At 68.5% G+C, this 24,325-nt stretch carries 26 protein-coding genes; 18 read left to right on the top strand and 8 right to left on the bottom strand.

Translation table 11 applies throughout. From position 1 onward, the window contains the following. On the top strand, nt 1-1,059 hold a 1,059-nt coding region (locus AWB89_RS24635; RefSeq protein WP_206601258.1), incomplete at its 5' end, for a hypothetical protein. On the opposite strand, the gene AWB89_RS24640 is transcribed toward AWB89_RS24635, so the two are convergent. Beyond that, nucleotides 1,046-1,288: a hypothetical protein gene (locus AWB89_RS24640; protein WP_085177233.1), complete on the bottom strand. Its 243-nt coding sequence runs from the start codon at nt 1,286-1,288 to the stop codon at nt 1,046-1,048. The two genes, AWB89_RS24635 and AWB89_RS24640, sit on opposite strands and share 14 nt — an antisense overlap. A 43-nt stretch (nt 1,289-1,331) precedes the next feature. Beyond that, nucleotides 1,332-3,347: a prolyl oligopeptidase family serine peptidase gene (locus tag AWB89_RS24645; RefSeq protein ID WP_241520593.1), complete on the bottom strand. Its 2,016-nt coding sequence runs from the start codon at nt 3,345-3,347 to the stop codon at nt 1,332-1,334. A gap of 104 nt (nt 3,348-3,451) precedes the next feature. Between AWB89_RS24645 and AWB89_RS24650 the strand changes: the two genes are divergently transcribed. The 7 genes from AWB89_RS24650 to AWB89_RS24680 all read left to right on the top strand — a co-directional run bounded on the left by AWB89_RS24650 (nt 3,452) and on the right by AWB89_RS24680 (nt 9,919). Then, a complete protein-coding gene (locus AWB89_RS24650; RefSeq protein ID WP_085177237.1) occupies nt 3,452-5,275 on the top strand; it encodes a fatty acyl-AMP ligase in 1,824 nt (607 codons plus the stop codon). An 81-nt stretch (nt 5,276-5,356) separates the two neighbouring features. Next, nucleotides 5,357-6,880 (top strand): acetaldehyde dehydrogenase ExaC, encoded by a 1,524-nt coding sequence (gene exaC / locus AWB89_RS24655; protein WP_085177239.1) that lies wholly within the window; start codon nt 5,357-5,359, stop codon nt 6,878-6,880. Next, on the top strand, nt 6,881-7,372 hold the full coding sequence (locus tag AWB89_RS24660) for a DUF779 domain-containing protein (protein ID WP_085097679.1): 492 nt from the start codon (nt 6,881-6,883) through the stop codon (nt 7,370-7,372). A gap of 19 nt (nt 7,373-7,391) precedes the next feature. Further along, nucleotides 7,392-7,670 (top strand): putative holin, encoded by a 279-nt coding sequence (locus AWB89_RS24665; RefSeq protein ID WP_085177261.1) that lies wholly within the window; start codon nt 7,392-7,394, stop codon nt 7,668-7,670. Continuing rightward, a complete protein-coding gene (locus tag AWB89_RS24670; protein WP_085177241.1) occupies nt 7,663-8,226 on the top strand; it encodes a hypothetical protein in 564 nt (187 codons plus the stop codon). The genes AWB89_RS24665 and AWB89_RS24670 overlap by 8 nt, the downstream gene beginning before the upstream one ends. Before the next feature lie 18 nt (nt 8,227-8,244). Then, complete coding sequence (lpdA, locus tag AWB89_RS24675) at nt 8,245-9,639, top strand: dihydrolipoyl dehydrogenase (protein ID WP_085097673.1); 1,395 nt, start codon at nt 8,245-8,247, stop codon at nt 9,637-9,639. 4 nt (nt 9,640-9,643) lie between these two features. After that, a complete protein-coding gene (locus tag AWB89_RS24680) occupies nt 9,644-9,919 on the top strand; it encodes a hypothetical protein (protein ID WP_085097670.1) in 276 nt (91 codons plus the stop codon). Here the strand turns inward: AWB89_RS24680 and AWB89_RS24685 are convergent. Then, nucleotides 9,910-10,407 (bottom strand): carboxymuconolactone decarboxylase family protein, encoded by a 498-nt coding sequence (locus AWB89_RS24685; protein ID WP_172405499.1) that lies wholly within the window; start codon nt 10,405-10,407, stop codon nt 9,910-9,912. The two genes, AWB89_RS24680 and AWB89_RS24685, sit on opposite strands and share 10 nt — an antisense overlap. Nucleotides 10,408-10,469: 62 nt before the next feature. After that, on the bottom strand, nt 10,470-11,885 hold the full coding sequence (gene ramB, locus AWB89_RS24690; protein ID WP_085097664.1) for an acetate metabolism transcriptional regulator RamB: 1,416 nt from the start codon (nt 11,883-11,885) through the stop codon (nt 10,470-10,472). 172 nt (nt 11,886-12,057) lie between these two features. On the opposite strand from ramB, the gene AWB89_RS24695 reads away from it, so the two are divergent. The 4 genes from AWB89_RS24695 to AWB89_RS24710 all read left to right on the top strand — a co-directional run bounded on the left by AWB89_RS24695 (nt 12,058) and on the right by AWB89_RS24710 (nt 16,322). Then, on the top strand, nt 12,058-12,852 hold the full coding sequence (locus tag AWB89_RS24695; protein WP_085177263.1) for an acyl-[acyl-carrier-protein] thioesterase: 795 nt from the start codon (nt 12,058-12,060) through the stop codon (nt 12,850-12,852). A 277-nt stretch (nt 12,853-13,129) separates the two neighbouring features. Then, a complete protein-coding gene (gene aceA / locus AWB89_RS24700; protein WP_085097661.1) occupies nt 13,130-14,416 on the top strand; it encodes an isocitrate lyase in 1,287 nt (428 codons plus the stop codon). Between the two features lie 108 nt (nt 14,417-14,524). Continuing rightward, nucleotides 14,525-15,382, top strand: coding sequence for a 3-hydroxybutyryl-CoA dehydrogenase (locus tag AWB89_RS24705; RefSeq protein WP_085097658.1), 858 nt, complete (start codon nt 14,525-14,527; stop codon nt 15,380-15,382). 79 nt (nt 15,383-15,461) lie between these two features. Continuing rightward, complete coding sequence (locus AWB89_RS24710; protein WP_085177245.1) at nt 15,462-16,322, top strand: cyclopropane mycolic acid synthase family methyltransferase; 861 nt, start codon at nt 15,462-15,464, stop codon at nt 16,320-16,322. A 5-nt stretch (nt 16,323-16,327) separates the two neighbouring features. Here the strand turns inward: AWB89_RS24710 and pcaA are convergent, their stop codons facing one another. The 3 genes from pcaA to AWB89_RS24725 all read right to left on the bottom strand — a co-directional run bounded on the left by pcaA (nt 16,328) and on the right by AWB89_RS24725 (nt 19,059). Continuing rightward, nucleotides 16,328-17,191, bottom strand: a complete 864-nt coding sequence (pcaA, locus tag AWB89_RS24715) for a cyclopropane mycolic acid synthase PcaA (protein WP_085177247.1) — start codon at nt 17,189-17,191, stop codon at nt 16,328-16,330. 143 nt (nt 17,192-17,334) lie between these two features. Then, nucleotides 17,335-18,345, bottom strand: a complete 1,011-nt coding sequence (locus AWB89_RS24720; RefSeq protein WP_085177249.1) for a prenyltransferase — start codon at nt 18,343-18,345, stop codon at nt 17,335-17,337. 12 nt (nt 18,346-18,357) lie between these two features. Continuing rightward, nucleotides 18,358-19,059: a TetR/AcrR family transcriptional regulator gene (locus AWB89_RS24725; protein ID WP_085097646.1), complete on the bottom strand. Its 702-nt coding sequence runs from the start codon at nt 19,057-19,059 to the stop codon at nt 18,358-18,360. A 133-nt stretch (nt 19,060-19,192) separates the two neighbouring features. On the opposite strand from AWB89_RS24725, the gene AWB89_RS24730 reads away from it, so the two are divergent. The 6 genes from AWB89_RS24730 (at nt 19,193) to deoC (ending at nt 23,391) form a co-directional block, all read left to right on the top strand. Further along, nucleotides 19,193-20,524 carry a DUF445 domain-containing protein gene (locus AWB89_RS24730; RefSeq protein ID WP_085177251.1) on the top strand — a complete coding sequence of 444 codons (1,332 nt, stop codon included), beginning with the start codon at nt 19,193-19,195 and terminating at the stop codon, nt 20,522-20,524. 86 nt (nt 20,525-20,610) lie between these two features. After that, entirely contained in the window at nt 20,611-21,024 is a 414-nt protein-coding gene (locus AWB89_RS24735; RefSeq protein ID WP_085097639.1) for a helix-turn-helix domain-containing protein, read from the top strand. A gap of 288 nt (nt 21,025-21,312) precedes the next feature. Continuing rightward, the gene (gene hbhA / locus AWB89_RS24740) at nt 21,313-21,903 is read left to right on the top strand and encodes a heparin-binding hemagglutinin HbhA (protein ID WP_085177253.1); all 591 of its coding nucleotides are present in this window, start codon (nt 21,313-21,315) and stop codon (nt 21,901-21,903) included. A 108-nt stretch (nt 21,904-22,011) separates the two neighbouring features. Continuing rightward, the gene (locus AWB89_RS24745; RefSeq protein ID WP_082958525.1) at nt 22,012-22,275 is read left to right on the top strand and encodes a DUF2516 family protein; all 264 of its coding nucleotides are present in this window, start codon (nt 22,012-22,014) and stop codon (nt 22,273-22,275) included. 4 nt (nt 22,276-22,279) lie between these two features. Continuing rightward, nucleotides 22,280-22,696, top strand: coding sequence for a DUF2599 domain-containing protein (locus AWB89_RS24750; protein ID WP_085177255.1), 417 nt, complete (start codon nt 22,280-22,282; stop codon nt 22,694-22,696). Then, nucleotides 22,696-23,391, top strand: a complete 696-nt coding sequence (gene deoC, locus AWB89_RS24755; RefSeq protein ID WP_085177257.1) for a deoxyribose-phosphate aldolase — start codon at nt 22,696-22,698, stop codon at nt 23,389-23,391. The genes AWB89_RS24750 and deoC overlap by 1 nt, the downstream gene beginning before the upstream one ends. 3 nt (nt 23,392-23,394) lie before the next feature. On the opposite strand, the gene AWB89_RS24760 is transcribed toward deoC, so the two are convergent. After that, nucleotides 23,395-24,325 (bottom strand): LmeA family phospholipid-binding protein (locus AWB89_RS24760; RefSeq protein ID WP_420914900.1); only part of this gene is annotated, 931 nt, incomplete at its 5' end.

Below are 24,325 nucleotides of genomic sequence, written 5' to 3' on the forward strand. Positions count from 1 at the left end.
TCCCCGAGCAGGGTGTCGGTGCCGACGCTGGAGGCGCCACCGGAGCCCCCGCCGCCGGTGCACACGCCGCTGGTCGTTCCGCCGACCCCGCCGCCCCCCACCACGATCGCGGTGCAGACCCCGAAGCTCACCCCGGCGCACGGGTCGCCCGGGAGCGCCGCGGTGGTGGCGCCGCCGCAGGGGCTCGATGCGCCACCGCAGGCGATCGCCGATGCCAAGGCCGCACCGGTGACGCGGATCGACCCCGCCCGCCCGCTCGAGCCGCCCAGCCGGGTCTACGACTTCCAGCAGCAGGTGCAGAACGTGGTCGACGGCCATCGCGGCAACGTTGACCTGATCAAGGCCGACAACCAGGAACTGGTTCGCCCCCGACACTGGGACTACGTCGACTACGACGACAACCACCGCCCGGTTCTGTACAACCCGCTCAGCGAGGCGATGACGTTCCGCTACTTCTACGACGGCGCCTATCGGGAGGCGTTCGTGCCGGCCGGTGGCCGGATCGTGCTCGACGCCGCCACCGTCGGCCTGGTCCCGTTCACCGCGGTCGGCTACAGCCACGTGGCGGCGGGCAGCTTCTACGGCGGCGCCTCGATACCGCCGGCGGGCTCGGACGGCCCGCCGCCGCCGACCTACACCGCGCCGGCGCCCCCGGACGTCTACGAACACGTCTCCGCCCTGGTCGCCGCCGACAACCAGACGGTGGAAGTCGGCCAGGTGGAGGTGGTGAGCCACGACGACAGCCAGCCCGCGGGCAGCCAGGACACCTTCCTGCTCAACGACTCCACCCTGGCCTGGGGTCAGGTCAACGACCCCAGCAGCGCCACGCAGATCAAGGTCACCAAAACCCAGTCGCTACCGGCGGCCGGGCCGACCGACAACGGCAGCATCCTGGTGGCGCTGACCGGTCTCAAGGAGCCCGGCCCGCCGTCCGACCCGTGGTGGCCCTCGGCGCTGGCCTACTCGGGCCTCGCGATCGGAGTGTGCCTCATCGCCTGGACGATCAGCCGTCCGAGACGGCGCGCGGATGCGACCGTCGCCGACGCTAGGGGTGATTGACGCAGAACGCCACGCACATGGCGTCGACGGGAATGGACACCCACTGCGTCTGCCCGTCCGCCTGGCGCGCGCAATAGATCGGGCCGGGGTTGCCCCACACCTTCGCGCCCTCCGGGGCGCACGGCTTGCCGAGATCGGTGTCGGCGCGGGCCGGGCCGCTGCCGAGGAGGATCGCGATCGGGGCGATCGCCGTCAATGCCGCCAGCCCGAAGAACCTCGGTGCTCTCATGATCCACGCCCTCCTCGACCACATCGCTACATCGCCATCGAGCTTAACGGCTTGCTCCGCCGAGCGTCCGCCAGAGGAACGAGTAGCTGAGCGCCGACTTGAACGCGACCTGCTCGTTGTCGGCCGCGCCGGCGTGCCCGCCCTCGATGTTCTCGTAGTACCAGACCTCGTGGCCGGCGGCCTGCAGGGCGGCCGTCATCTTGCGGGCGTGGCCCGGATGGACCCGGTCGTCGCGGGTGGACGTGGTCATCAGCACGGGCGGGTAGCGGCGAGTCGGCGAAACGTTCTGGTACGGCGAGTATTCGGAGATGAACGCCCAGTCGTCGGGGTTGTCCGGGTCGCCGTACTCGGCCATCCACGAGGCCCCGGCCAGCAGCAGGTGGTAGCGCTTCATGTCCAGCAGCGGCACGTCGCAGACCAGCGCACCGAACTTTTCCGGGTATTGGGTGAGCATGATGCCCATCAGCAGCCCGCCGTTGCTGCCGCCCCGGGCGCCCAGCTGTTCGACGGTCGTGATGCCGCGGTCCACCAGATCAGTTGCCACCGCGGCGAAGTCCTCGGCGACCTTGTGGCGGTTCTCGCGCATCGCCTGCGTGTGCCAGCCGGGTCCGTACTCGCCGCCGCCGCGGATGTTGGCCAGCACGTAGGTGCCGCCGCGCGCCAGCCACAGCCGGCCCAGCACGCCGCTGTAGGCCGGCGTGTTCGCGGTTTCGAACCCGCCGTATCCGCTCAACAGGGTGGGCGCGGGGCCGTCGGCGTCCCCTTCGGAGCCGGCACGGACGACGAAGTAGGGGATCGCGGTGCCGTCCGCCGACGCGACGAAATGCTGTTCCACCGTGAGCTTTTCGGAGTCGAAGAACGCCGGGGCGGATTTGATCGGCTCGAGCTGCGCGCCGCTGGCACCGCGCATCAGCCGCGAGGGTGTGACGAATCCGCTGGAATCGAGGAAGAACTCGTCGCCGGTGTCGTCGGCGGCGACGACGACGGTGTTGGTCGCGGCCGGGATGCCGGGGACCGGTTCGCGCCGCCACTTTCCTGGCGTAACGATCTCCACTCGGCTGGCCACGTCGGCCAGCGTGACGATGAGCAGGCGGTCCTTCGTCCAGGCGTAGTGATTCAGGGCCGTGTGCTCGTCGGGCTCGAACACCACCGTCAATTCCGCTGTGCCGGCGAGGAATTCGTCGTAGTCGGCGGCCAGCAGCGAGCCCGCGGTGTAGGTCGCGCTGCCGGTGTACCAATCGGTGCGCAGCTCGATGAGGATCCATTCGCGGTGAATCGACGCGGTCGCGTCGGTGGGCGCGTCGATGCGGATCAGCTCCGGGCCACGCAGCTCGTAGAACTCTTCGTTCCAGAAGTCCAGCGACCGGCCCAGAAAGGTGCGCTCGAAGCCGGGCGTGCGGTCCGCCGACGCGGACACGCTGACGTCCGAGCGCGCGCCCTCGAAGACGAGTTCGGCGTCGGTCAACGGGGTGCCCCGGCGCCACCGCTTGATCACGCGCGGGTAGCCCGAGTCGGTGAGGGAGTCGGCGCCGAAGTCGGTGCCGACCAGCACGGTGTCCGGGTCGGCCCACGCGACCTGCGACTTGGCCTCGGGCAGCTGGAACCCGTCGGGGACGAATTCGCGGGTGGCCATGTCGAATTCGCGCACGACGGAGGCGTCCGAGCCGCCGCGGGAGAGGCGGATCAGGGCGCGCGTGCGTTCGGGTTCGATGACGCCGGCGCCCGCCCACACCCAGTTCGTGTCGTCGGTGCGGCCCAGCTCGTCGACGTCGATCAGCACATCCCACTGCGGGGAGTCGGTGCGGTAGCTGTCCAGCGTGGTGCGCCGCCACAGCCCGCGCGGGTTGGTGGCGTCGCGCCAGAAGTTGTAGAGGTGCTCGCCGCGGCGCACCACGTACGGAATCCGGGCGTCGGTGTCGAGCACCTCGAGCGCCTCGGCGCGCATCCGCTCGAACTCCGCGTCGCGAAATTTCGCCAGCGTGGGTTCGTTGCGGGCCCGCACCCAGTCCAGTGCGTCTTCGCCGGTCACGTCCTCGAGCCACAGATATGGGTCGTCCACGCCCACCATTGTCTTCGAGCGCGTTATGAAGTTGTCATAAGGATCACATCCACACGAGACCTATGTGGTACCTGCAGACACAGTTAATCTCTTAATATCCCCTTATGGACCACAGTGTTTCCATAGATGGACGGCAGAGGCTACGGCTGGCGGACTATCTGGACGCCGAGGGACACATCGCCCTACCGGACGACGCCACGCTGACCTACGGCCTGTACCGCAATATCGACGAGCTCGGCGATGCCGTGTCGTACCGCTACCTGGATTACGGCCGCGTCGCCGACGGCGAACCGGTGGAGCTGAGCTGGGCCCGGCTCGGCGTGCGGCTGCGCGCGGTCGGCGCTCGCCTGCAGCAGGTCACCGCGCCCGGCGACCGGGTGGCGATCCTCGCCCCGCAGGGCACCGACTACGTCGTCGGCTTCTTCGCGGCCATCGCCGCCGGCAACATCGCGGTGCCCCTGTTCGCGCCCGAATTGCCCGGCCACGCCGAACGGCTCGACGCGGTGCTGAACGACGCCCTCCCGTCGGCCGTGCTGACCACGACCGGCGCCGCCGAGGCCGTGCAGTCGTTCGTGCGCGCCCTGCCGCGCCACCGCCGGCCGCGGGTCATCGCCGTCGACGCCGTGCCCGATTCGGTGGGTGCCACCTTCGTCCCGGCGCACCCGGGCATCGACGACATCGCCTACCTGCAGTACACGTCGGGTTCGACCCGCACGCCCGCCGGCGTCGAGATCACCCACCGCGGCGTGGTCACGAACGTCGTGCAGATGATCGATTCGGTCGGCCTGGACTGGAACATCCGAAGCATCAGCTGGTTGCCGCTGTTCCACGACATGGGGCTGCTGATGATCATGTTCCCGGCGCTGTGCGGCGGGCACATCACGTTGATGTCGCCGACGGCGTTCGTGCGGCGGCCCTACCGGTGGATCCGCGAATTGGCCGTGCAGTCGCGCCACGGCCGCACCTTCGCCGCGGCCCCCAACTTCGCGTTCGATCTGGCCGCGCAGCGCGGGCTGCCGGGTCCCGGCGAAGAGCTCGACCTGAGCAACGTCGCGGGGCTCATCAACGGTTCGGAACCGGTCAGCATCGCGTCGATCGAGAGGTTCACCGAGGCCTTCGCGCCCTACGGGCTGCCGGCCACCGCCGTCAAACCGTCCTACGGGATGGCCGAGGCGACGTTGTTCGTCTCGACCATCGAACCGCAAGCCCGGCCCAGCGTGGTCCACCTGGATCGCGACGAGCTGGGCGCCGGGCGGGCGGTGCCGGTGGCCCCCGACGCGGCCAACGCCGTCGCGCAGGTGTCGTGCGGCCGCGTCGCGCGCAGCCTCTGGGCGGTCATCGTCGACCCCGACACCGAGGCGGAGCTGCCCGACGGCCGGGTCGGCGAGATCTGGCTGCACGGCGACAACGTCGGCCGCGGCTACTGGGGCCGGGCCGGGGAGACCGAGCTGGCGTTCCGCAACAAGCTGCAGTCCCGGCTGGAGGCCGGCAGCCACGCCGAGGGTTCGGCGGTGGGCGGCACCTGGTTCCGCACCGGTGACCTCGGCGTGTATCTCGGCGGGGAGCTCTACATCGTCGGCCGCATCAAGGATTTGGTGATCGTCGACGGCCGCAACCACTACCCGCAGGACGTCGAGGCGACCGTGTCCGCGGCGTCGCCGGCGGTGCGCGACGGCCACGTGACCGCGTTCTCGGTGCCCCGCGAACCCGCCGGCGAGCAGCTGGTGATCGTCGCCGAGCGTGCGGTCGGCGCCGGCAAGTCCGACGCGGCCGCGACCGTCGAGGCGATCCGCGCCGCCGTCTCGCGCCGGCACGCGCTGCCGGTGGCCGATGTCCGGCTGGTCAGCGCCGGTCGCATACCCCGCACCACCAGCGGGAAGCTCGCGCGCCGCGAGTGCCGGGCCCGCTACCTGGCGGGTGAGCTCTAGGGGACCGCTGCGTCGCGTCGCGCCCCGCCGACGGCGGTACTGTGAACTGTGTCACGGGAGCGCAATAAGGAGGCGGGGTAGATGACTGTTTTCGCACGTCCGGGGTCTGCCGGGGCGTTGATGTCGTACGAATCCCGGTACGGCAACTTCATCGGCGGCGAGTGGGTCGCGCCGGTGGGCGGCCGCTATTTCGAAAACCCGACGCCGGTGACCGGTCAGACGTTCTGCGAGGTGCCCCGCTCCGACGAGGCCGACGTCGACAAGGCGCTCGACGCCGCGCACGCGGCGGCCCCGGCGTGGGGCAAGACCGCGCCGGCCGAGCGGGCGGCCATCCTGAACAAGATCGCCGACCGCATCGAGGAGAACAAGGCCGCGCTGGCGGTGGCCGAAGTCTGGGACAACGGCAAGCCGGTCCGCGAGGCGCTGGCCGCCGACATCCCGCTGGCCGCCGACCATTTCCGGTACTTCGCCGCGGCGATCCGCGCGCAGGAGGGCTCGCTGTCGCAGGTTGACGACGACACCGTCGCGTACCACTTCCACGAGCCGCTCGGGGTGGTGGGGCAGATCATCCCGTGGAACTTCCCGATCCTGATGGCGGCCTGGAAGATGGCGCCCGCGCTGGCGGCCGGCAACGCGGTGGTGCTCAAGCCCGCCGAGCAGACACCGGCGTCGGTGCTCTACCTGATGTCGCTGATCGGGGATCTGGTGCCGGCGGGAGTTGTCAACGTCGTCAACGGTTTTGGCGCCGAGGCCGGCAAGCCGCTGGCGTCGAGCAACCGGATCGCCAAGGTCGCGTTCACCGGGGAGACCACCACCGGGCGGCTCATCATGCAGTACGCCTCGCAGAACCTGATCCCGGTGACGCTGGAGCTCGGCGGCAAGAGCCCCAACGTCTTCTTCTCCGACGTGCTGGCCCGCGCCGACGACTTCCAGGACAAGGCGCTGGAGGGCTTCACCATGTTCGCCCTCAACCAGGGCGAGGTGTGCACCTGCCCGTCGCGCAGCCTGATCCAGGCCGACATCTACGACGAGTTCCTGGAGCTGGCCGCGATCCGCACCAAGGCGGTGCGGCAGGGCGACCCGCTGGACATCCAGACGATGCTGGGCTCCCAGGCGTCCAACGACCAGCTGGAAAAGATCTTGTCCTACATCGAAATCGGCAAGGGTGAGGGCGCCAAGATCATCACCGGCGGCGAGCGCGCCGAGCTGGGCGGCGACCTGTCCGGCGGCTACTACATGCAGCCGACGATTTTCGCCGGCAACAACAAGATGCGGATCTTCCAGGAGGAGATCTTCGGCCCGGTGGTGGCGGTGACGTCGTTCTCCGACTACGCCGACGCCATCTCGATCGCCAACGACACCCTCTACGGCCTGGGCGCGGGGGTGTGGAGCCGCGACGGCAACACCGCCTACCGGGCCGGGCGCGACATCCAGGCGGGCCGGGTGTGGGTCAACTGCTACCACGCCTACCCCGCGCACGCCGCGTTCGGCGGCTACAAGCAGTCCGGCATCGGCCGCGAGAACCACAAGATGATGCTCGACCACTATCAGCAGACCAAAAACCTGCTGGTGTCGTACTCGGAGAAGGCGCAGGGGTTTTTCTAGATGGCACCGGGGCCCGTAACAGGGGTGGTCATCACGCCGGCCGCCGCCGAGCTGCTGGCGCGGCTGCAGGAGCGCCACGGTCCGGTGATGTTCCATCAGTCCGGCGGCTGCTGCGATGGGTCGTCGCCGATGTGCTACCCGCGCGGCGACTTCCTGGTCGGCGACCGCGACGTGCTGCTCGGCGTCCTCGACGTCGGGGACGGGGTGCCGGTGTGGATTTCGGGCCCGCAGTACGAGGTCTGGAAGCACACCCAGCTGGTCATCGACGTCGTGCCGGGACGCGGCGGCGGGTTCAGCCTGGAGGCGCCCGAGGGCGTGCGGTTCCTGTCCCGCGGGCGCGTCTTCACCGACGACGAGAGCGCCGCGCTGCGGGGCGCGTCGGTCATCACAGGGGCCGCCTACGAGCGCGGCGAGCGCCCGCCGGAGCGCGGCCCGGTGGTGGCCCTCGACGATGCGGCCGCGCGCCAAACGTGCGGGCCCGGCGGTCGATGACCGCGCTAACCTCGTCACCGTGATCCCGCTTCCCCGCCCTTGGGTGCTGGCCAGCGCCATGCTGATCGGCTGCGCGGTCGGGCTGCTGGCCGGTGTCGCGCTCACCGTGCTGGTCCACGCCAAGGTGCGCCCGGACGTCGTCATCGCGCTGGTGGTCGGGATTCCCACCGTGACCGGGCTGCTGACGATTCTGTTTTCCGGGCGGCGCTGGGTCACCATGGTCGGCGCGTTCGTCCTGTCGCTCGCGCCCGGCTGGTTCGGCGCCCTCGTCGCGCTGCAGGTGGCCTCGGGTGGCTGACGACGAGGAAACCGGGACGCAGTCGTGGGTGCCGGACTTCGACGACGAGGACACCGGGACGCAGTCGTGGGCGCCGGACTTCGACGACGAGGACGACACCGGCTCGAGGCCGGCGGCGAAGGAGGCCGAAAAGCCCGAGCGGCCCGACGAACCCGAGGCAGCCCCGGCGGGCGAGACCGCCGAGGAGCAGGCCGGCGGCGTGCCGGTGCAGCCGGTCACCGTTCCCGGTCGTTACCTGTTCCTGAAGTGGTGGCAGCTGGTCCTGGTCCTGCTCGGCGTGTGGATGGTGTCGGCCGTGGTGGGGCTGGGGCTGTTCTACTGGTGGTACCACTCGATCGACAAGACGGCCTCGGCGTTCGCGGCGCTGGTCTACGTGGTGGCGTGCGCCGTGGGCGGCGTGATGCTGGCGATGGCGCAGGGCAGGGCGCTGCTCTCGGCGCTGTCGCTCGCGGTGATGTCGGGGCCGTTCGCGTCGCTCGCGGCCGCCGCGCCCCTGTACGGCTACTACTTCTGCGAGCGCACGGGCCACTGCCTGATCGGCGTCATCCCCTACTAGGCCACTAGGGTAGGGCTCGTGACTCACTATGACGTCGTCGTGCTCGGCGCCGGCCCCGGCGGATACGTCGCCGCCATCCGCGCCGCGCAGCTGGGCCTGAACACCGCAATCGTCGAGTCGAAGTACTGGGGCGGGGTCTGCCTCAACGTCGGCTGCATCCCGTCCAAGGCGTTGCTGCGCAACGCCGAGCTCGTCCACATCTTCACCAAAGAAGCCAAGACCTTTGGGATCAACGGCGAGGCGACCTTCGACTACGGCATCGCGTTCGACCGCAGCCGCAAGGTGGCCGACGGCCGCGTCGCCGGCGTGCACTTCCTGATGAAGAAGAACAAGATCACCGAGATCCACGGCTACGGCAGGTTCACCGACCCGCACACCCTGTCGGTCGAGCTCAACGACGGCGGCACCGATACGGTCACGTTCGACAACGCCATCATCGCCACCGGCAGCAGCACCCGCCTCGTCCCCGGCACGTCGCTGTCGGAAAACGTGGTGACCTACGAGGAACTGATCCTGTCGCGGGAGCTGCCGGAGTCGATCATCATCGCCGGTTGCGGTGCGATCGGCATGGAGTTCGCCTACGTGCTCAAGAACTATGGCGTCGACGTCACGGTCGTCGAGTTCCTGCCGCGCGCGCTGCCCAACGAGGACGCCGAGGTGTCCAAGGAGCTCGAGAGGCAGTTCAAGAAGCTGGGCGTCAAGATCATGACCGGAACCAAGGTCGAGGCCATCAACGACGACGGGTCCGTGGTCCGCGTGGCGGTCAGCAAGGACGGCAACTCCGAGGAGCTGAAGGCCGAAAAGGTGTTGCAGGCCATCGGGTTTGCGCCCAACGTCGAGGGCTACGGCCTGGAGGCGGCCGGGGTCGCGCTGACCGACCGCAGGGCCATCGGCATCACCGATTACATGCAGACCAACGTCAGCCACATCTATGCCATCGGCGACGTCACCGGCAAGCTGATGCTGGCCCACGTTGCCGAGGCCATGGGCGTGGTGGCGGCCGAAACCATCGCCGGCGCAGAGACTTTGGCGCTCGGCGACTACCGCATGCTGCCGCGCGCGACGTTCTGCCAGCCGCAGGTCGCCAGCTTCGGGCTCACGGAGGAGCAGGCCCGCGACGAGGGCTACGACGTCGTGGTGGCCAAGTTCCCGTTCACCGCCAACGGCAAGGCGCACGGCGTCGGCGACCCGAGCGGTTTCGTCAAGCTGGTCGCCGACGGCAAGTACGGCGAGCTGCTGGGCGGGCACCTGATCGGCCACGACGTGTCCGAGCTGCTGCCCGAGCTGACGCTGGCGCAGAAGTGGGACCTGACGGCCACCGAGCTGGCCCGCAACGTGCACACGCACCCGACCATGTCGGAGGCGCTGCAGGAATGCTTCCACGGTCTGACCGGCCACATGATCAACTTCTGAGCCGATGATTCGCAGCGACACCGTCATCGGCGTCATCGGCGGCGTCGCCACCGGTTACGTCCTGTGGCTGGTGGCCTTTTCGATCGCCGACGACAACGCGGCGGTGGGCCGCTGGGCCCCGACGGTGTTGCTGCTGTCGCTCGCGCTGGCGGTCTGCGCCACCCTGTGGGCGTCGCTGCAGCGCCGGCGCAAGAGGTACGCCTGGTCGGCGTTCGGCTTCGGCCTGCCCCTGCTGCCGGTGGTGCTCACGCTGGCCGTGCTGGCCGACGTCTACGCCTGAGCGGGCCTGTCCAGGGGGATGGCCAGCGCCGACATGGTCGCGGCCAGGCCGTCGTATTGGCTTGCCAGCAAGCAGAATTCGATGAGCTGACGCCGATCCAGGTGCGTCGCGAGCTGGCGCCAGGTGTCGTCGGTGACGGTGCGCTGGAGGAGGAACTCGTCGGTGGCCGCCAGCAGCGCCTGCTGCCGCACGGTCAGGCGCGCCTCGACCCGCTCCAGCGTCTCGGGCCAGGCGAAGATCGCGGCCTGCAAATCGTCGTCCAGGCCCTGGTTTCGCGCCATCCCCCGATGGTGCTGCAGCTCGTATTCGCACCCGCGCACGTGCGCGACCCGCAGGATCACCAGCTCGGTGTCGATCGCCGGCAGCCGGCCCCGCAGCAGCCGCCCGCTGTACATCGACCACGTCCAGAACAGCACCTGGCGCTGGCCCAGGGTGGTGAACAGGTGCATCTCCGGAACCCGCATCCGGCGCGCGGCGGCCTTCGCCATCACCCAGTTGACCGGGCCCAGTTCCCGGAACCGGCCCGACGGGATGCGGCTGCCGTCGGCGCTCACGGCTGCTTCACCAGGTACGGCGAGACGGTGCTGCGGTGCTCGTCGAGGTCCAGCGCGCGCCCCAGGGCCGGGAACGCCCGCTGCGGGCAGTTGTCGCGTTCGCAGACGCGGCAGCCGGCGCCGATCGGTGTGGCGATATCCCCGGACAAGTCGAGTCCCTCCGAGTAGACGAGCCGATGCGCGTGGCGGAGCTCGCAGCCCAGCCCGATCGCGAAGGTCTTACCGGGCTGACCATACCGCGCGGCGCGGCGCTCCACGGTGCGGGCCACCCACATGTAGTTGCGCCCGTCGGGCATCTGGGCGATCTGCACCAGGATCTTTCCCGGGTTGGCGAACGTTTCGTAGACGTTCCACAACGGGCACGTCCCTCCGCTCGAAGAGAAGTGAAAACCGGTGGCGGACTGGCGTTTTGACATGTTGCCGGCGCGGTCCACCCGGACGAAGGAGAACGGCACGCCGCGCATCGTCGGCCGCTGCAGCGTCGAAAGCCGGTGCGCGATGGTCTCGTAACTGACCGAGTAGAAGGACGACAACCGCTCCACGTCGTAGCGGAAGTTCTCGGCGACGTCGTGGAACTGGCGGTAGGGCAGCACCGCGGCCGCCGCGAAGTAGTTCGCCAGGCCGAGGCGGGCCAGCGTGTGCGACTCCTCGCTGGTGAACTTGCCCTCGTCGACCAGGCTGTCGATCAGGTCGCCGAACTCGAGGTAGGCCAGTTCGGCCGCCAGCTTGAACACCTGCTGACCCGGGGAGAGGTGGTTGCTGATCTCCAGCGTCTTGCTGGCCGGGTCGAAGCGGTGCAGGACGGTGTCGCCCAGATCGATGCGCCGGGTGATGTGCACGCCGTGCACCTCGGTGAGCCGGCGGGTCAATTCGCGGGCCAGGTCGCCGTGGTGAAGGCGCATCTTGATGGTGAGGTCCTCGGCGGCTGTGTCGAGCTCGTGCAGGTAGTTCTGGCGCTGATAGAAGTAGTCGCGCACCTCCTCGTGGGGCATGGTGATCGACCCGCTGCCGCTGCCGTCGGAGTACCGCTCCTCGGTGGCGGCGGCCAGCTGCGCGGTGGTGATCCGGTAGCGCCGGTGCAGGTTGACCACGGCGCGGGCCAGGACGGGATGGGCGCTGACCAGCTCGGCCACCTCGGTGGGCTCGACGTCGATGTCCAGGTCGCGGTCCATGGTCACCTCGCGCAGCTCGGCGACCAGGCGGGTGTCGTCCTGGGACGCGAAGAAGGTCGCGTCGACCCCGAACACCTCGGTGATGCGGAGCAGCACGGCCACCGTCAGGGGGCGGACGTCGTGCTCGATCTGGTTGAGGTAGCTCGGCGAGATCTCCAGCATCTGGGCCAGCGCCGCCTGGGAGAATCCGCGCTCGTTGCGGAGCTGGCGAACGCGGGAGCCGACGAAGGTTTTGGCCACCCCAGCAGGGTACCGGGCACTGCGAAGGCGCGGTTCGCAGAGTTGGCACCGCGGCGCGATCCGGTCACGATTGGTGTTGGCAGGACGCGATTTGGCATCATTCGCACCGGGAGCCGGGGTTAACCTGGGATACCGACCCTGGGATATGCGCGAGGGAGCGGGGAGCGAAACCGTGAGCCTGGACAAAATAATGATGCCGGTGCCCGACGGCCATCCCGATGTATTCGATCGCGAATGGCCGCTGCGGGTGGGCGACATCGATCGCACCGGCCGGCTGCGGCTCGACGCCGGCTGCCGCCACATCCAGGACATCGGCCAGGACCAGCTGCGCGAGATGGGCTTCGAGGAGACGCATCCGCTGTGGATCGTCCGGCGCACCATGGTCGACCTGATCCGCCCGATCGAGTTCCAGGACATGCTGCGGTGCCGGCGCTGGTGTTCGGGCACCTCGAACCGGTGGTGTGAGATGCGGGTCCGCATCGACGGGCGCAAGGGCGGGCTGATCGAGTCCGAGGCGTTCTGGATCAACATCAACAGGGAAACCCAGATGCCGTCGCGCATCGCCGACGACTTCCTGGCGGGCCTGCACAAGACCACGTCCGTGCAGCGGTTGCGGTGGAAGTCCTACCTCAAGCCGGGCAGCCGCGACGACGCGAGCGAGATCCACGAGTTCCCGGTCCGGGTGACCGACATCGACCTGTTCGATCACATGAACAACTCGGTGTACTGGAGCGTGGTCGAGGACTACCTGGCGTCGCACCCCGACCTGATGCAGCTGCCGCTGCGCATCACGATCGAGCACGAGGCCCCGGTCGCGCTGGGCGACAAGCTGGAGATCATCGCGCACGTCCACCCGGCCGGCTCGACCGATCAATTCGGTCCCAACCTGGCCGATCGGCCTGTTACAACGCTCACATATGCCGTCGGCGACGAGACGAAAGCCGTCGCCGCGATCTTCGCTCTGTAGGCGAACGCCGGGCCCGTCGATTTCCCGTCTGACCTGCGTGAATCGGGTTACTGACGGGTAGCTTCTGAAACGGTTAAGTTTGCGTTCATCTTCGCAAGATTCGCAAAATCGGGCGGAGTCGTTACCGAAATTGGCAAATGAAACGGGTGGACCTGCAGGAACAAGCTGTGCCATCTTCGAGTTAGCACGCCAGTGAAGTTAAGCCCCTAGCTACCGCCGGATGGCGGGCGGCGTGGACGTTTAGCGATTAGCAAAGAACCGTTAAGGAGTAAGCCCAATGTCTGTCGTTGGCACCCCGAAGAGCGCCGAGCAGATCCAGCACGACTGGGACACCAACCCGCGGTGGAAGGGCGTCACGCGCACCTACACCGCCGAGGACGTCGTCGCGCTGCAAGGCACCGTCGTCGAGGAGAACACGCTGGCCCGCCGCGGCGCGGAGGTGTTGTGGGAAGAGCTGCACGACCTGGAGTGGGTCAACGCGCTGGGTGCGTTGACCGGCAACCAGGCCGTCCAGCAGGTGCGCGCCGGCCTGAAGGCCATCTACCTGTCCGGGTGGCAGGTCGCCGGTGACGCCAACCTGTCCGGCCACACCTACCCCGACCAGAGCCTCTACCCGGCCAACTCGGTGCCGCAGGTGGTCCGCCGGATCAACAACGCGCTGCTACGCGCCGACCAGATCGCCAAAGTCGAGGGCGACCGGTCCGTGGAGAACTGGCTGGCGCCGATCGTCGCCGACGGCGAGGCCGGCTTCGGTGGCGCGCTCAACGTCTTCGAACTGCAGAAGGCCATGATCGCCGCCGGTGTCGCGGGTTCGCACTGGGAGGACCAGCTGGCCTCGGAGAAGAAGTGCGGCCACCTGGGCGGCAAGGTGCTGATCCCGACCCAGCAGCACATCCGCACGCTGACCTCGGCCCGCCTGGCCGCCGACGTCTGCGACGTCCCGACCGTGGTGATCGCCCGCACCGACGCCGAGGCGGCGACGCTGATCACCTCCGACGTCGACGAGCGCGACCAGCCGTTCATCACCGGCGAGCGCACCCGCGAGGGCTTCTACCGGACCAAGAACGGCATCGAGCCCTGCATCGCGCGGGCCAAGGCCTACGCCCCGTTCGCCGACCTGATCTGGATGGAGACCGGCACCCCGGACCTCGAGCTGGCGCGCAAGTTCTCCGAGTCGGTGAAGGCCGAGTTCCCCGACCAGATGCTGGCGTACAACTGCTCGCCGTCGTTCAACTGGAAGAAGCACTTGGACGACGGGACCATCGCGAAGTTCCAAAAGGAGCTTGCCGCAATGGGATTCAAGTTCCAGTTCATCACGCTGGCCGGCTTCCACGCCCTGAACTACTCGATGTTCGACCTGGCCTACGGCTACGCCCGCAACCAGATGAGCGCCTACGTCGAGCTGCAGGAGCGCGAGTTCGCCGCCGAGGAGCGCGGCTACACCGCGACCAAGCACCAGCGCGAGGTCGGCGCCGGTTACTTCGACCGGATCGCCACCACGGTCGACCCGACCTCGTCGACCACCGCGCTGACCGGTTCGACCGAAGAGGGTCAGTTCCACTAACCTTCAGCGGTGTTCGCCGGGCCCTGCCCGGCCGAGCAGACGCAGAGTCGCACTCCTGCAGCCCAGGTGATGCGATTCTGCGTCTGCTCGCGCGTATAAGGAGGAGCAATGGCAGCGATCCAGCGGGTGGGCGTAGTCGGTGCCGGGCAGATGGGCTCCGGCATCGCCGAGGTCGCCGTCCGCGCCGGCGTCGACGTGACCGTGTTCGAGACCACCGAGCCGTTGATCACGGCCGGGCGCAACCGCATCGTGAAGTCGCTGGAGCGCGGCGTGAGCGCCGGCAAGGTGACCGAGCGCGAGCGCGACACCGCGCTGAGCAAGCTCACCTTCACCACCGACATGAAGGACCTGGCCGACCGACAGCTGGTGATCGAGGCCATCATCGAGGACGACGCGGTCAAGGCGCAGGTGTTCGCCGAGCTGGACCGGGTGGTCACCGATCCCGACGCGGTCCTGGCGTCCAACACCTCGAGCATCCCGATCATGAAGATCGCCGCGGCCACCAAGAACCCGCAACGCGTGCTGGGCCTGCACTTCTTCAACCCGGTGCCGGTGCTGCCGTTGGTCGAGCTGGTGTGCACGCTGGTCACCGACGAGGCCGCCGCCGCGCGCACCGAGGAGTTCGCCTCCGCGGTGCTGGGCAAGCAGGTGGTGCGCTGCTCGGACCGGTCCGGTTTCGTGGTGAACGCGTTGCTGGTGCCCTACCTGCTGTCGGCGATCCGGATGGTGGAGGCCGGCTTTGCCAGCGTCGAAGACGTCGACAAGGCCGTCGTCGCCGGGCTGTCGCACCCGATGGGGCCGCTGCGCCTGTCCGACCTCGTCGGCCTGGACACGCTCAAGCTGATCGCGGACAAAATGTTCGAGGAATTCAAAGAACCGCAATACGCGCCGCCGCCGTTGCTGCTGCGCATGGTAGAGGCGGGCCGGCTGGGCAAAAAATCGGGCCAGGGTTTTTACGCCTACTGAATTCTAGGGTCAGGTAGCAGGCCCCGAATCGATCCGATATCATCCTCGCGTTCAACAAACGAGAGGATATCGGGCATCCATGACCGCGTTGAGGCCGTATTACGAAGAGTCGCAATCTATCTATGACGTTTCCGACGAGTTCTTCGCGCTCTTCCTAGACCCGACGATGGGCTACACGTGCGCCTATTTCGAGCGCGACGATATGACCCTCGAGGAGGCGCAGAACGCCAAGTTCGACCTCGCGCTGGGAAAGCTGAACCTCGAACCCGGGATGACGCTGCTCGACATCGGCTGCGGCTGGGGCGGGGCGCTGCAGCGGGCGGTCGAGAAGTTCGACGTCAACGTCATCGGAATCACCCTCAGCCGCAACCAGTTCGAGTACAGCAAGGCCAGGCTGGCGAGCATCCCGACCGAGCGAACCGTCGAGGTCCGGCTGCAGGGCTGGGAGGAGTTCGACGACGACGTCGATCGGATCGTCACGATCGGCGCCTTCGAGGCGTTCAAGGCGGAGCGCTGGCCCGCATTTTTCGAGCGCGCCTACGAGATTCTGCCCGACGACGGCCGGATGTTGCTGCACACCATTCTCGCGCATTCCCAGAAGCAATTGCACGAGCTCGGCGTCTCGCTGACCATGAGCGACGTGCGTTTCACCCGATTCATCTATACCGAGATTTTCCCGGGCGGGCAGTTGCCGGCGCAGGAGGACATTGCGGAGTTGGCGCCGGCGGCCGGGTTCACCCTCGAAAAGGTGCAATTGCTACGCGAACACTACGCCCGCACGCTGAATATTTGGGCGGCCAATTTGGCGGCCAACCGGGAAAAGGCCATCGCGATCCAGTCCGAAGAGGTCTATGAGCGCTATATGCACTATTTGACCGGGTGCGAGAACTTCTTCCTCAAGGGCATCAGCAACGTCGGCCAGTTCACGCTGGCCAAGTAGCGCGGCTACTTCTCGCAGGTGAACTGGTTGACGTCGGTGTAGCCCTCGCGGAACAGCTTGGCGCAGCCGGTCAGGTACTTCATGTACCGGTCGTAGACCTCCTGGGACTGGATGGCGATCGCCTGGTCCCGGTTGGCCTCCAGCGCGGCGGCCCACGTGTCCAGCGTCCGCGCGTAGTGCAGCTGCAACGACTGGATCCTGGTCACCGTGAAACCGGCCGCGTCCGCGTGCTCCTCGACCGACGGGATCGTCGGCAGCCAGCCACCGGGGGAGATCTCGGCCAGGATGAACTGGGTGAAGTGGACGATTTCGTGGGTCAGCGGTTTGCCCTGCGCGCGGGCGTGTTTGAAGGTGGGCCGCGTGATGGAGTGCAGCATCATGATGCCGTCGGCCGGCAGCACCTCGTAGGCCATCTTGAAGAAGCGGCCCCAGCGCTGCCGCCCGAAGTGCTCGAAAGCGCCGATGGAGACGATGCGGTCGACCGGCTCCTGGAACTTCTCCCAGCCCTCCAGCAGCACCCGCGTCGAGCGCTTCGTGTCCAGTTGGTCGAACATCTTCTGCACGTGGGCGGCCTGGTTCTCCGACAGCGTCAGGCCGACGACGTTGACGTCGTACTTCTCGATGGCGCGGCGCATGGTGGCGCCCCAGCCGCAGCCGACGTCGAGCAGCGTCATCCCCGGCTCGAGCCCGAGCTTCCCCAGCGACAAGTCGATCTTCGCGTACTGGGCCTCCTCGAGCGTCATGTCCTCGCGCTCGAAGTAGGCGCAGCTGTACGTCTGGGTGGGGTCCAGGAAAAGCCGGAAGAAGTCGTCCGAAAGGTCGTAGTGTGCTTGCACATTCCCAAAATGCGGCGTGAGCTGCACAGACATTGAAATTTGGCCTTTCTGTATCTCGGGGTCCCGGGCTTCCTGTCGCCCTGGCGCTCCGGTTCACCCCCGATGCATCCCCTGCATGCTAGCCGTTAAGGCGCTCCGAGTCGTATTCCGAAGCTTGGCTTTACGTCACATCGCGGTCACAAAGCGCGTAACACGGCACCGGCCGCCAGGCCCACCACCAGCAGCGCGCCGGCCTGCCGCACGTGCACCCAGGCGAGTGCCGCATACCACAGCGGCCACACCGGAAACTTCGGCGGCGGCTCGGCCGGCCGCGGGCGGCGGAAGTGCGGCCACACCTTCGCCAGCCGGGGCAGCGCCAGCGCCACGACGAGCGCCGGCCAGGGCATCGCTCCCGCCGCCACGGCCACCGCCACCAACACGTAGAAGCCGACCATCATGCCGAGCGTGACCGCGCGTGCGCGCGCCTCGCCGAGCAGCACGGGCAGCGTTCGGATGCCGAGCGGTTCGTCGTAGGGGATCTTGTCGATGTGCTTGCCCATCAGCACCGTCGTGCACAGCAGGCCGTAGGGCAGCGACGCCAGCACGACGTCCCAGCCGACCCAGCCCACCGCGGAGTAGTAGGTGCCGCAGACCATCAACGGACCCCACACGACGAAGACGTCGGGTTCCCCGAGGCCGCGCTTCTTCAGCCGCAGCGGCGGAGCGGTGTAGGCGACGCTCAGGGCGAAGCCGGCGAGCGCGAAGCCGGCGACCGGCCAGCCGCGCGCCCACGTCAGCGTGACCAGGATCGCCAGGTCCGCGACGTTGACGAGCAGGATCGCCAGCCCCAGCGTGCGGCGGCTGACGAGCCCGGACAGCACCGGGTGGGGCGCGTACAGCGCGCGCGGGTAGGTGGCGCTGTCGGTACCGACCTGGGTGTCGTACAGGTCGTTCATCAGGTTGTTGGCGGTGTGCGCGAGCGTGATGCCGAGCACGGCCAGCGCCAGCCAGCGCCAGTCCAGCCCGGGTTTCCCGATCGCCAGCAGGGCCGCCACCAGGCCGGAGACCAGGGTCATCGGCAGCACCGCCGCCCGGGTGACCACCAGCCAGCGCGTGACGGCGTCGACCGGGCCGTCCGGGGGCGGGTTGGTGGTGCGCAGCGCGTAGGCCCACGACCTGAGCCGTGAGCTCACGCTCACGTCAGGCATCCGGGCACCGACTCATGGCTCGCGCGGCGGCACGATCGGCGAGGGATGCGGCTGCCCACGGAACTTCTCCAGCGACCCGCCCGCCTCGACGATCCCGCAGATCGCGCTCCAGCTCAGCATGGTCAGGTAGTCGATCAGCTCGTCGGCGCTCATCCGCGGGTCGGAGATCCAGGAGTGGGTGGCCAGCTGCACGCCGCCGACCATGATGTAGGACCACGTTTCCACGCCGCCGGTATCCATGCCGGCCTCCTGCATGCGGCGGCGCAGCATCATCGCGAGCATCCGGGCGATGATGCGCTCGGAGTCGGCGATCACCTTGCTCTTGGTCGGCGAGCTGTTGGCCATCACGAAGCGATACGGCTCCGGTTCCTCCGCGACGGTTTCCACATAGACGCGGATGATCTCGCGGGTCAGGTCGAAGCCGTCCAGGTTGGACGTCAGCGCGCCGGCCATGTTCGGGATCAGCGTCGACTGCGCGAAGCGCATCAGGACCGCGGTCGTCAGGTCGTTCTTGTCGACGAAGTAGCGGTACAGCACGGTTTTGGAGACGCCGATCTCCGCGGCGATCTCGTCCATGCTCAGAAAGCGGCCGTGCCGGCGGATCGCCACGATCGTGCCGTCGACCAGTTCGTTGCGGCGCTCCACCTTGTGTTGGTGCCAGCGCCGCTTGCGACCATCCGTCTTCACGGTCACAACCGGGATCCGCTCTGCCACTATCGCCGCTTCCCACTCATCAGACGCTCCCGATACTACGGCGTGCGGGGTCCGTTTTGGCGGACGGGCCGCGTACGCGCAGGGTCCACAAGCAGGGCGGTAACACTAACCGCGCGCGGCAATACATGATGGTGTGGTGGCACACAGAGCCTCACACCCGGGCGAGGCCTCGGCGGCGCGGCCGTCGTTGGCCGAATCCTTCGCCGGGGCCGATCCGGAGGCCGACGCGCAGCGGCGGGTGGCCCTGCGCCGAATGAAATTGGTCGCCCTGAGTTTCCTGGTGGGCGCGACGGGGCTGTTCCTCGCCTGCCGGTGGGCCCAGGCGCACGCCACCACGGCGGCCTGGGTCGGTTACGTCGGGGCGGCCGCGGAGGCCGGGATGGTGGGTGCGCTGGCCGACTGGTTCGCGGTGACCGCGCTGTTCAAGCACCCGCTGGGCATTCCGATTCCGCACACCGCGATCATCAAGCGCAAGAAGGACCAGCTCGGCGAGGGCCTGGGGACCTTCGTGCGGGAGAACTTCCTGTCGCCGCCGGTTGTCGAGACGAAGCTGCGGGACGCCCAGGTGCCCAGCCGGCTGGGCAAATGGCTCTCGGAGTCCGAGCACGCCGCGCGGGTGGCCAGCGAGGCGGCGACGGTGCTGCGCGTCCTCGTGGAGCTGCTGCGCGACGACGACGTCCAGCAGGTGATCGACCGGATGATCGTGCGCCGCATCGCCGAACCGCAATGGGGTCCGCCGGTGGGCCGCGTGCTGTCGACCCTGCTGGCCGAGAATCGCCAGGAGGCCCTGATCCAGCTCCTCGCCGACCGCGCGTTCCAGTGGTCGCTGAACGCCGGGGAGGTCATCCAGCGGGTCGTCGAGCGCGACTCGCCGAGCTGGTCGCCCCGGTTCATCGACCATCTCGTCGGGGATCGAATCCATCGCGAGCTGATGGACTTCACCGACAAGGTCCGCCGCAACCCCGACCACGAGTTGCGCCGGTCGGCGACGCGGTTCCTCTTCGAGTTCGCCGACGACCTGCAGAACGACGCGGAGACCATCGCGCGCGCCGAGGCGGTCAAGGAACAGCTGATGGCGCGCGACGAGATCGCCGACGCCGCGGCGACGGCGTGGCGGACGCTGAAAAGGCTGGTGCTCGAGGGCGTCGACGACCCGTCCAGCACGCTGCGCACCCGGATCGCCGACACCGTCGTCCGGATCGGGGAGTCGCTGCGCGACGACGCCGATCTGCGCGACAAGGTGGACAACTGGATCGTGCGGGCGGCCCAGCACCTGGTCTCCCAGTACGGGGTCGAGATCACCGCGATCATCACCGACACGATCGAGCGCTGGGACGCCGAGGAGGCCAGTCGGCGCATCGAACTGCACGTGGGGCGTGACCTGCAATTCATCCGGATCAACGGCACCGTCGTCGGGTCGCTGGCGGGGCTGATCATCTACGCCGTCGCGCAGCTGCTTTTCTAGGGGTGCTAACAAGTGCTTGCAATAGCAAGCACTTGGCCGTACTCTGGGGCGCGTAAGGATGGCCCACCCGACCCGAGGAGCGCGCGATGCCGCCGGAGGAGAAGCTCTCCGCCAAGGTGTCCACGGCGGCTTCCGAAGTGGCCTCCGACCTCGGCAGCTTCATCCGCGACCTGCGTGAGAACGCGCAGGTTTCGGTGCGCCAACTCGCCGAACGGTCGGGTGTCAGCAACCCTTACCTGAGCCAGGTCGAGCGTGGATTGCGCAAGCCGTCCGCCGACGTCCTGAGTCAGATCGCAAAGGCGCTGCGGGTTTCGGCCGAGGTGCTCTACGTGCGGGCCGGGATCCTCGAGCCCAGCGACAAGAGTCAGGTGCGCGACGCCATCATCACCGACACCGCCATCACCGAGCGCCAGAAGCAGATCCTGCTGGAGATCTACGCGTCGTTCACCCAGCAGAACGAATCCATAACCGAGGAGTGTCCGAGCGAATCCGACAGCTGATCGCCCGGGCTTGAGGGCTTTCGCATCGCGCCAGTGGCCGGCTGACGTATATCTGCCGGGCCGCTTGGTTACCCAGAGGAAGGGGTCTCATGCCGGACCTCGGGTGGCGCCGGCCGCGATGCGGACTCGACCAGCCGACCCGATCAATCAGGAGGTCCCCCGGCAAGTTGAGTGCCACGTCAATCCGCGGGTCTTGACTACTCCTCCGAGAGGAGCCGCTACTTGCCCCTTTTTTCAAGATCAGAACCAGTAACACCGATAACAAGACAAAGCACGAAAGGAAACACCATGGCTGAAAACTCGAACGTCGAGGACCTGAGGGCCCCGCTGCTGGCCGCGCTGGGCGCCGCCGACCTGGCCCTGGCCACCGTCAACGACCTGATCGCCAGCCTGCGCGAGCGCGCCGAAGAGACCCGCACCGAGACCCGCAGCCGGGTCGAGGAGCGCCGCGCCCGCCTGTCGAAGCTGCAGGAGGACCTGCCCGAGCAGTTCACCGAGCTGCGCGAGCGGTTCACCTCCGAGGAGCTGCGCAAGGCCGCCGAGGGCTACCTGGAGGCCGCGACCAGCCGCTACAACGAGCTGGTCGAGCGTGGCGAGACCGCCCTGGAGCGGCTGCGCAGCCAGCGCCCCTTCGAGGACGCGTCGGCGCGCGCCGAGGGCTACGTGGACCAGGCCGTCGAGCTGACCCAGGAGGCGCTGGGCACCGTCGCGTCGCAGACCCGCGCGGTCGGTGAGCGGGCGGCCAAGCTGGTCGGCATCGACCTGCCCAAGAAGGCCCCGGCCAAGAAGGCTCCGGCCAAGAAGGCGCCCGCCAAGAAGGCGGCGGCCAAGAAGGCCCCGGCCAAGAAGGCGTCCGCCAAGAAGGTCACCCAGAAGTAGTCCCCGCACGACGCTCGACTCCGAGTTGCCCGCCCGGGCGGCTCGGAGTCGACGTTTTGCACGGCGCCCGCATACCCTTAGAGCGTGACCCACGCCGTGACCATCGTCATGTTCGCCCTGCAGATCGCCGTCGCGCTGACGGCGGTATACGCGTTTGTGCACGCAGCGCTGCAGCGGCCCGACGCTTATACCGCCGCTGACAAGCTGACCAAGCCGGTGTGGTTGGTGATCCTCGGCTTGGCCGTGTTGCTGACATCGCTGCTGAGTTTCGTCTTCGGGGTGCTCGGAATGGCGATCGCCGCCTGCGCGGCCGGGGTGTACCTGGTCGACGTCCGCCCCAAACTCCTTGAGATTCAGGGTAAGTCGCGCTAGCGGCATGAGACCCCTGCTGGCCGCGCCGGCGGTGGCGGTCGCCCTGCTCGGCTCGCCGCCGGTGGCGGCCCCCGCTCGCGCCGACGTGATCGCCGCGCCTCCGTTCATCGACCACACCCAGTGGGCGCACTGGCGCGGCCTGCCCAGCCTGCGGGTGTTCCCGACGCCGTCGGGCCGGATCGCGGCCAGCCAGCCGTTCGTCGCGGCGGACGCCGACGAGGCGTGGGCCGAGGTGCTCGCGCTGTCGCCGGACGCGGACACCCCCGGAATGCGCGCGCAGTTCCTCTGCCACTGGCAGTTCGCCGAGCTGGCGCAACCGGGCAAGACGAGCTGGAACCTGGAGCCCTGGCGCCCGGTGGTCGACGACGCCGAGATGGTGGCCACCGGCTGCAACCCCGGCGGTCCAGAAGAAGCGTTCTAGTGGCGGGGCAACCCACGCGGGCCCAGCTGGCGGCCCTGGTCGACCACACGCTGCTCAAACCCGAGGCCGCCCGCGCCGACGTCGCGGGGCTGGTCGCCGAGGCCGCCGACCTGGGTGTGTACGCGGTGTGCGTGTCGCCGTCGATGGTGCCGGCCGCCCTGGAGGCCGTCGCCGCGCTGGCCGCCGGCGCCGCGATGCCGGTGGCGGCGGTGGTGGGTTTCCCGTCGGGCAAGCACCTCTCGGAGGTCAAGGCGCACGAGGCCGCGCGGGCCGTGGCGTGCGGTGCCGCCGAGGTCGACATGGTCATCGACGTTGGTGCCGCGCTGACCGGTGAGCTGCTCGCCGTGCGATCCGACATCGAGGCGGTGCGGGCCGCGGCGCCGCGCGCCGTGCTCAAGGTCATCGTGGAGTCCGCGGTGCTGCTCGGCCGGGACGACGGGCGCACGCTCACCGACGTGTGCCGCGCCGCCGAGGACGCCGGCGCCGACTTCGTCAAGACCTCGACCGGGTTTCACCCCGCGGGCGGGGCGTCGGTGCGGGCCGTCGCCCTGATGGCCGAGGCCGTCGGCGGGCGGCTGGGCGTCAAGGCCAGCGGCGGCATCCGCACCGCCGCCGACGCGCTGGCGATGGTGGACGCCGGCGCGACCCGGCTCGGACTGTCCGGCACCCGCGCCGTGCTCGACGGGCTCAGCTGACCGTCAGAGGTGCGCGAAGCAGGGGTCGTTGCTGTTGTCGTTCGGGATGGTGGCGTTCTGCGTCGAAAAGTGCGCCTGCACACCGGTATCGGTGACCTGCACGCTGTCGGCGTGGATACCCAGCGGGTAGTTCTTGGTGAACTGCGCGGTGAAGTCGTCCAGGGTCGACTGCACCGACTCCTTCGGCATGGTGAAGCCGAGCGCGTTGAAGCTGACGATCTGCAGCTGCAGCCCGCTGCCCGACACCACCGGCTTGGCCGTGATGTTGTCGAGCATGCCCTTCAACTCGATCGTGCCGTCGGCCGGGTGAGTGGTCACGCTGTTGGTGACGAACGGACCCAGCACCGGGATCGCGTTCTGCACCGACTGCTTGATGCCGTCACTGGTCCAGTTGAACGTGGCGTCCAGCGAGCCGATGGTGCCCTTCGAGTTGGCGTTCGACTGGAGCCGGACGTCGCGGATGTTGAGGTTGAGCTTCATGCCCTTGGCGTCGCGGATGTTGTTGCCGGCGGTCTGCACCGAGATGTTGGTGTAGTGCTTGGTCATCTGCTGCCACAGCATCAGCGGAGTCACGCCGAAGGAGGCGGTGGCCTGGTCCTTCACCTCGCACGCCACCGCCTGGGCGACCTTGGTGTCGGCCACGTGCCGGACGTACAGCTCGGCCCCGATCAGCCCCGCGATGATCAGCGCGAACACGATGATGCAGATCAACAGGATGGACAGCGGGTCGCGTAGGAGGCGTCGTTTTCTTTTCACCGGTGCCGGCTCTTCGTTCGGAGTGGCCAGCTTGTCCGTCGGCCCCGCGGGCGGGATGGGCGGCGGGGCGTGCGGGGGTCGCGGAGGGTTGGGGTTCGCGACGCCCAACTGCTCGGTCTGAGCGGTCTGGTGGCTGGGAGCGACGGGCGGCGGCGGCCCGGCCCACCCGCCGCCGCCG

The organism is Mycobacterium paraense (assembly GCF_002101815.1).
GTDB lineage: Bacteria > Actinomycetota > Actinomycetes > Mycobacteriales > Mycobacteriaceae > Mycobacterium > Mycobacterium paraense.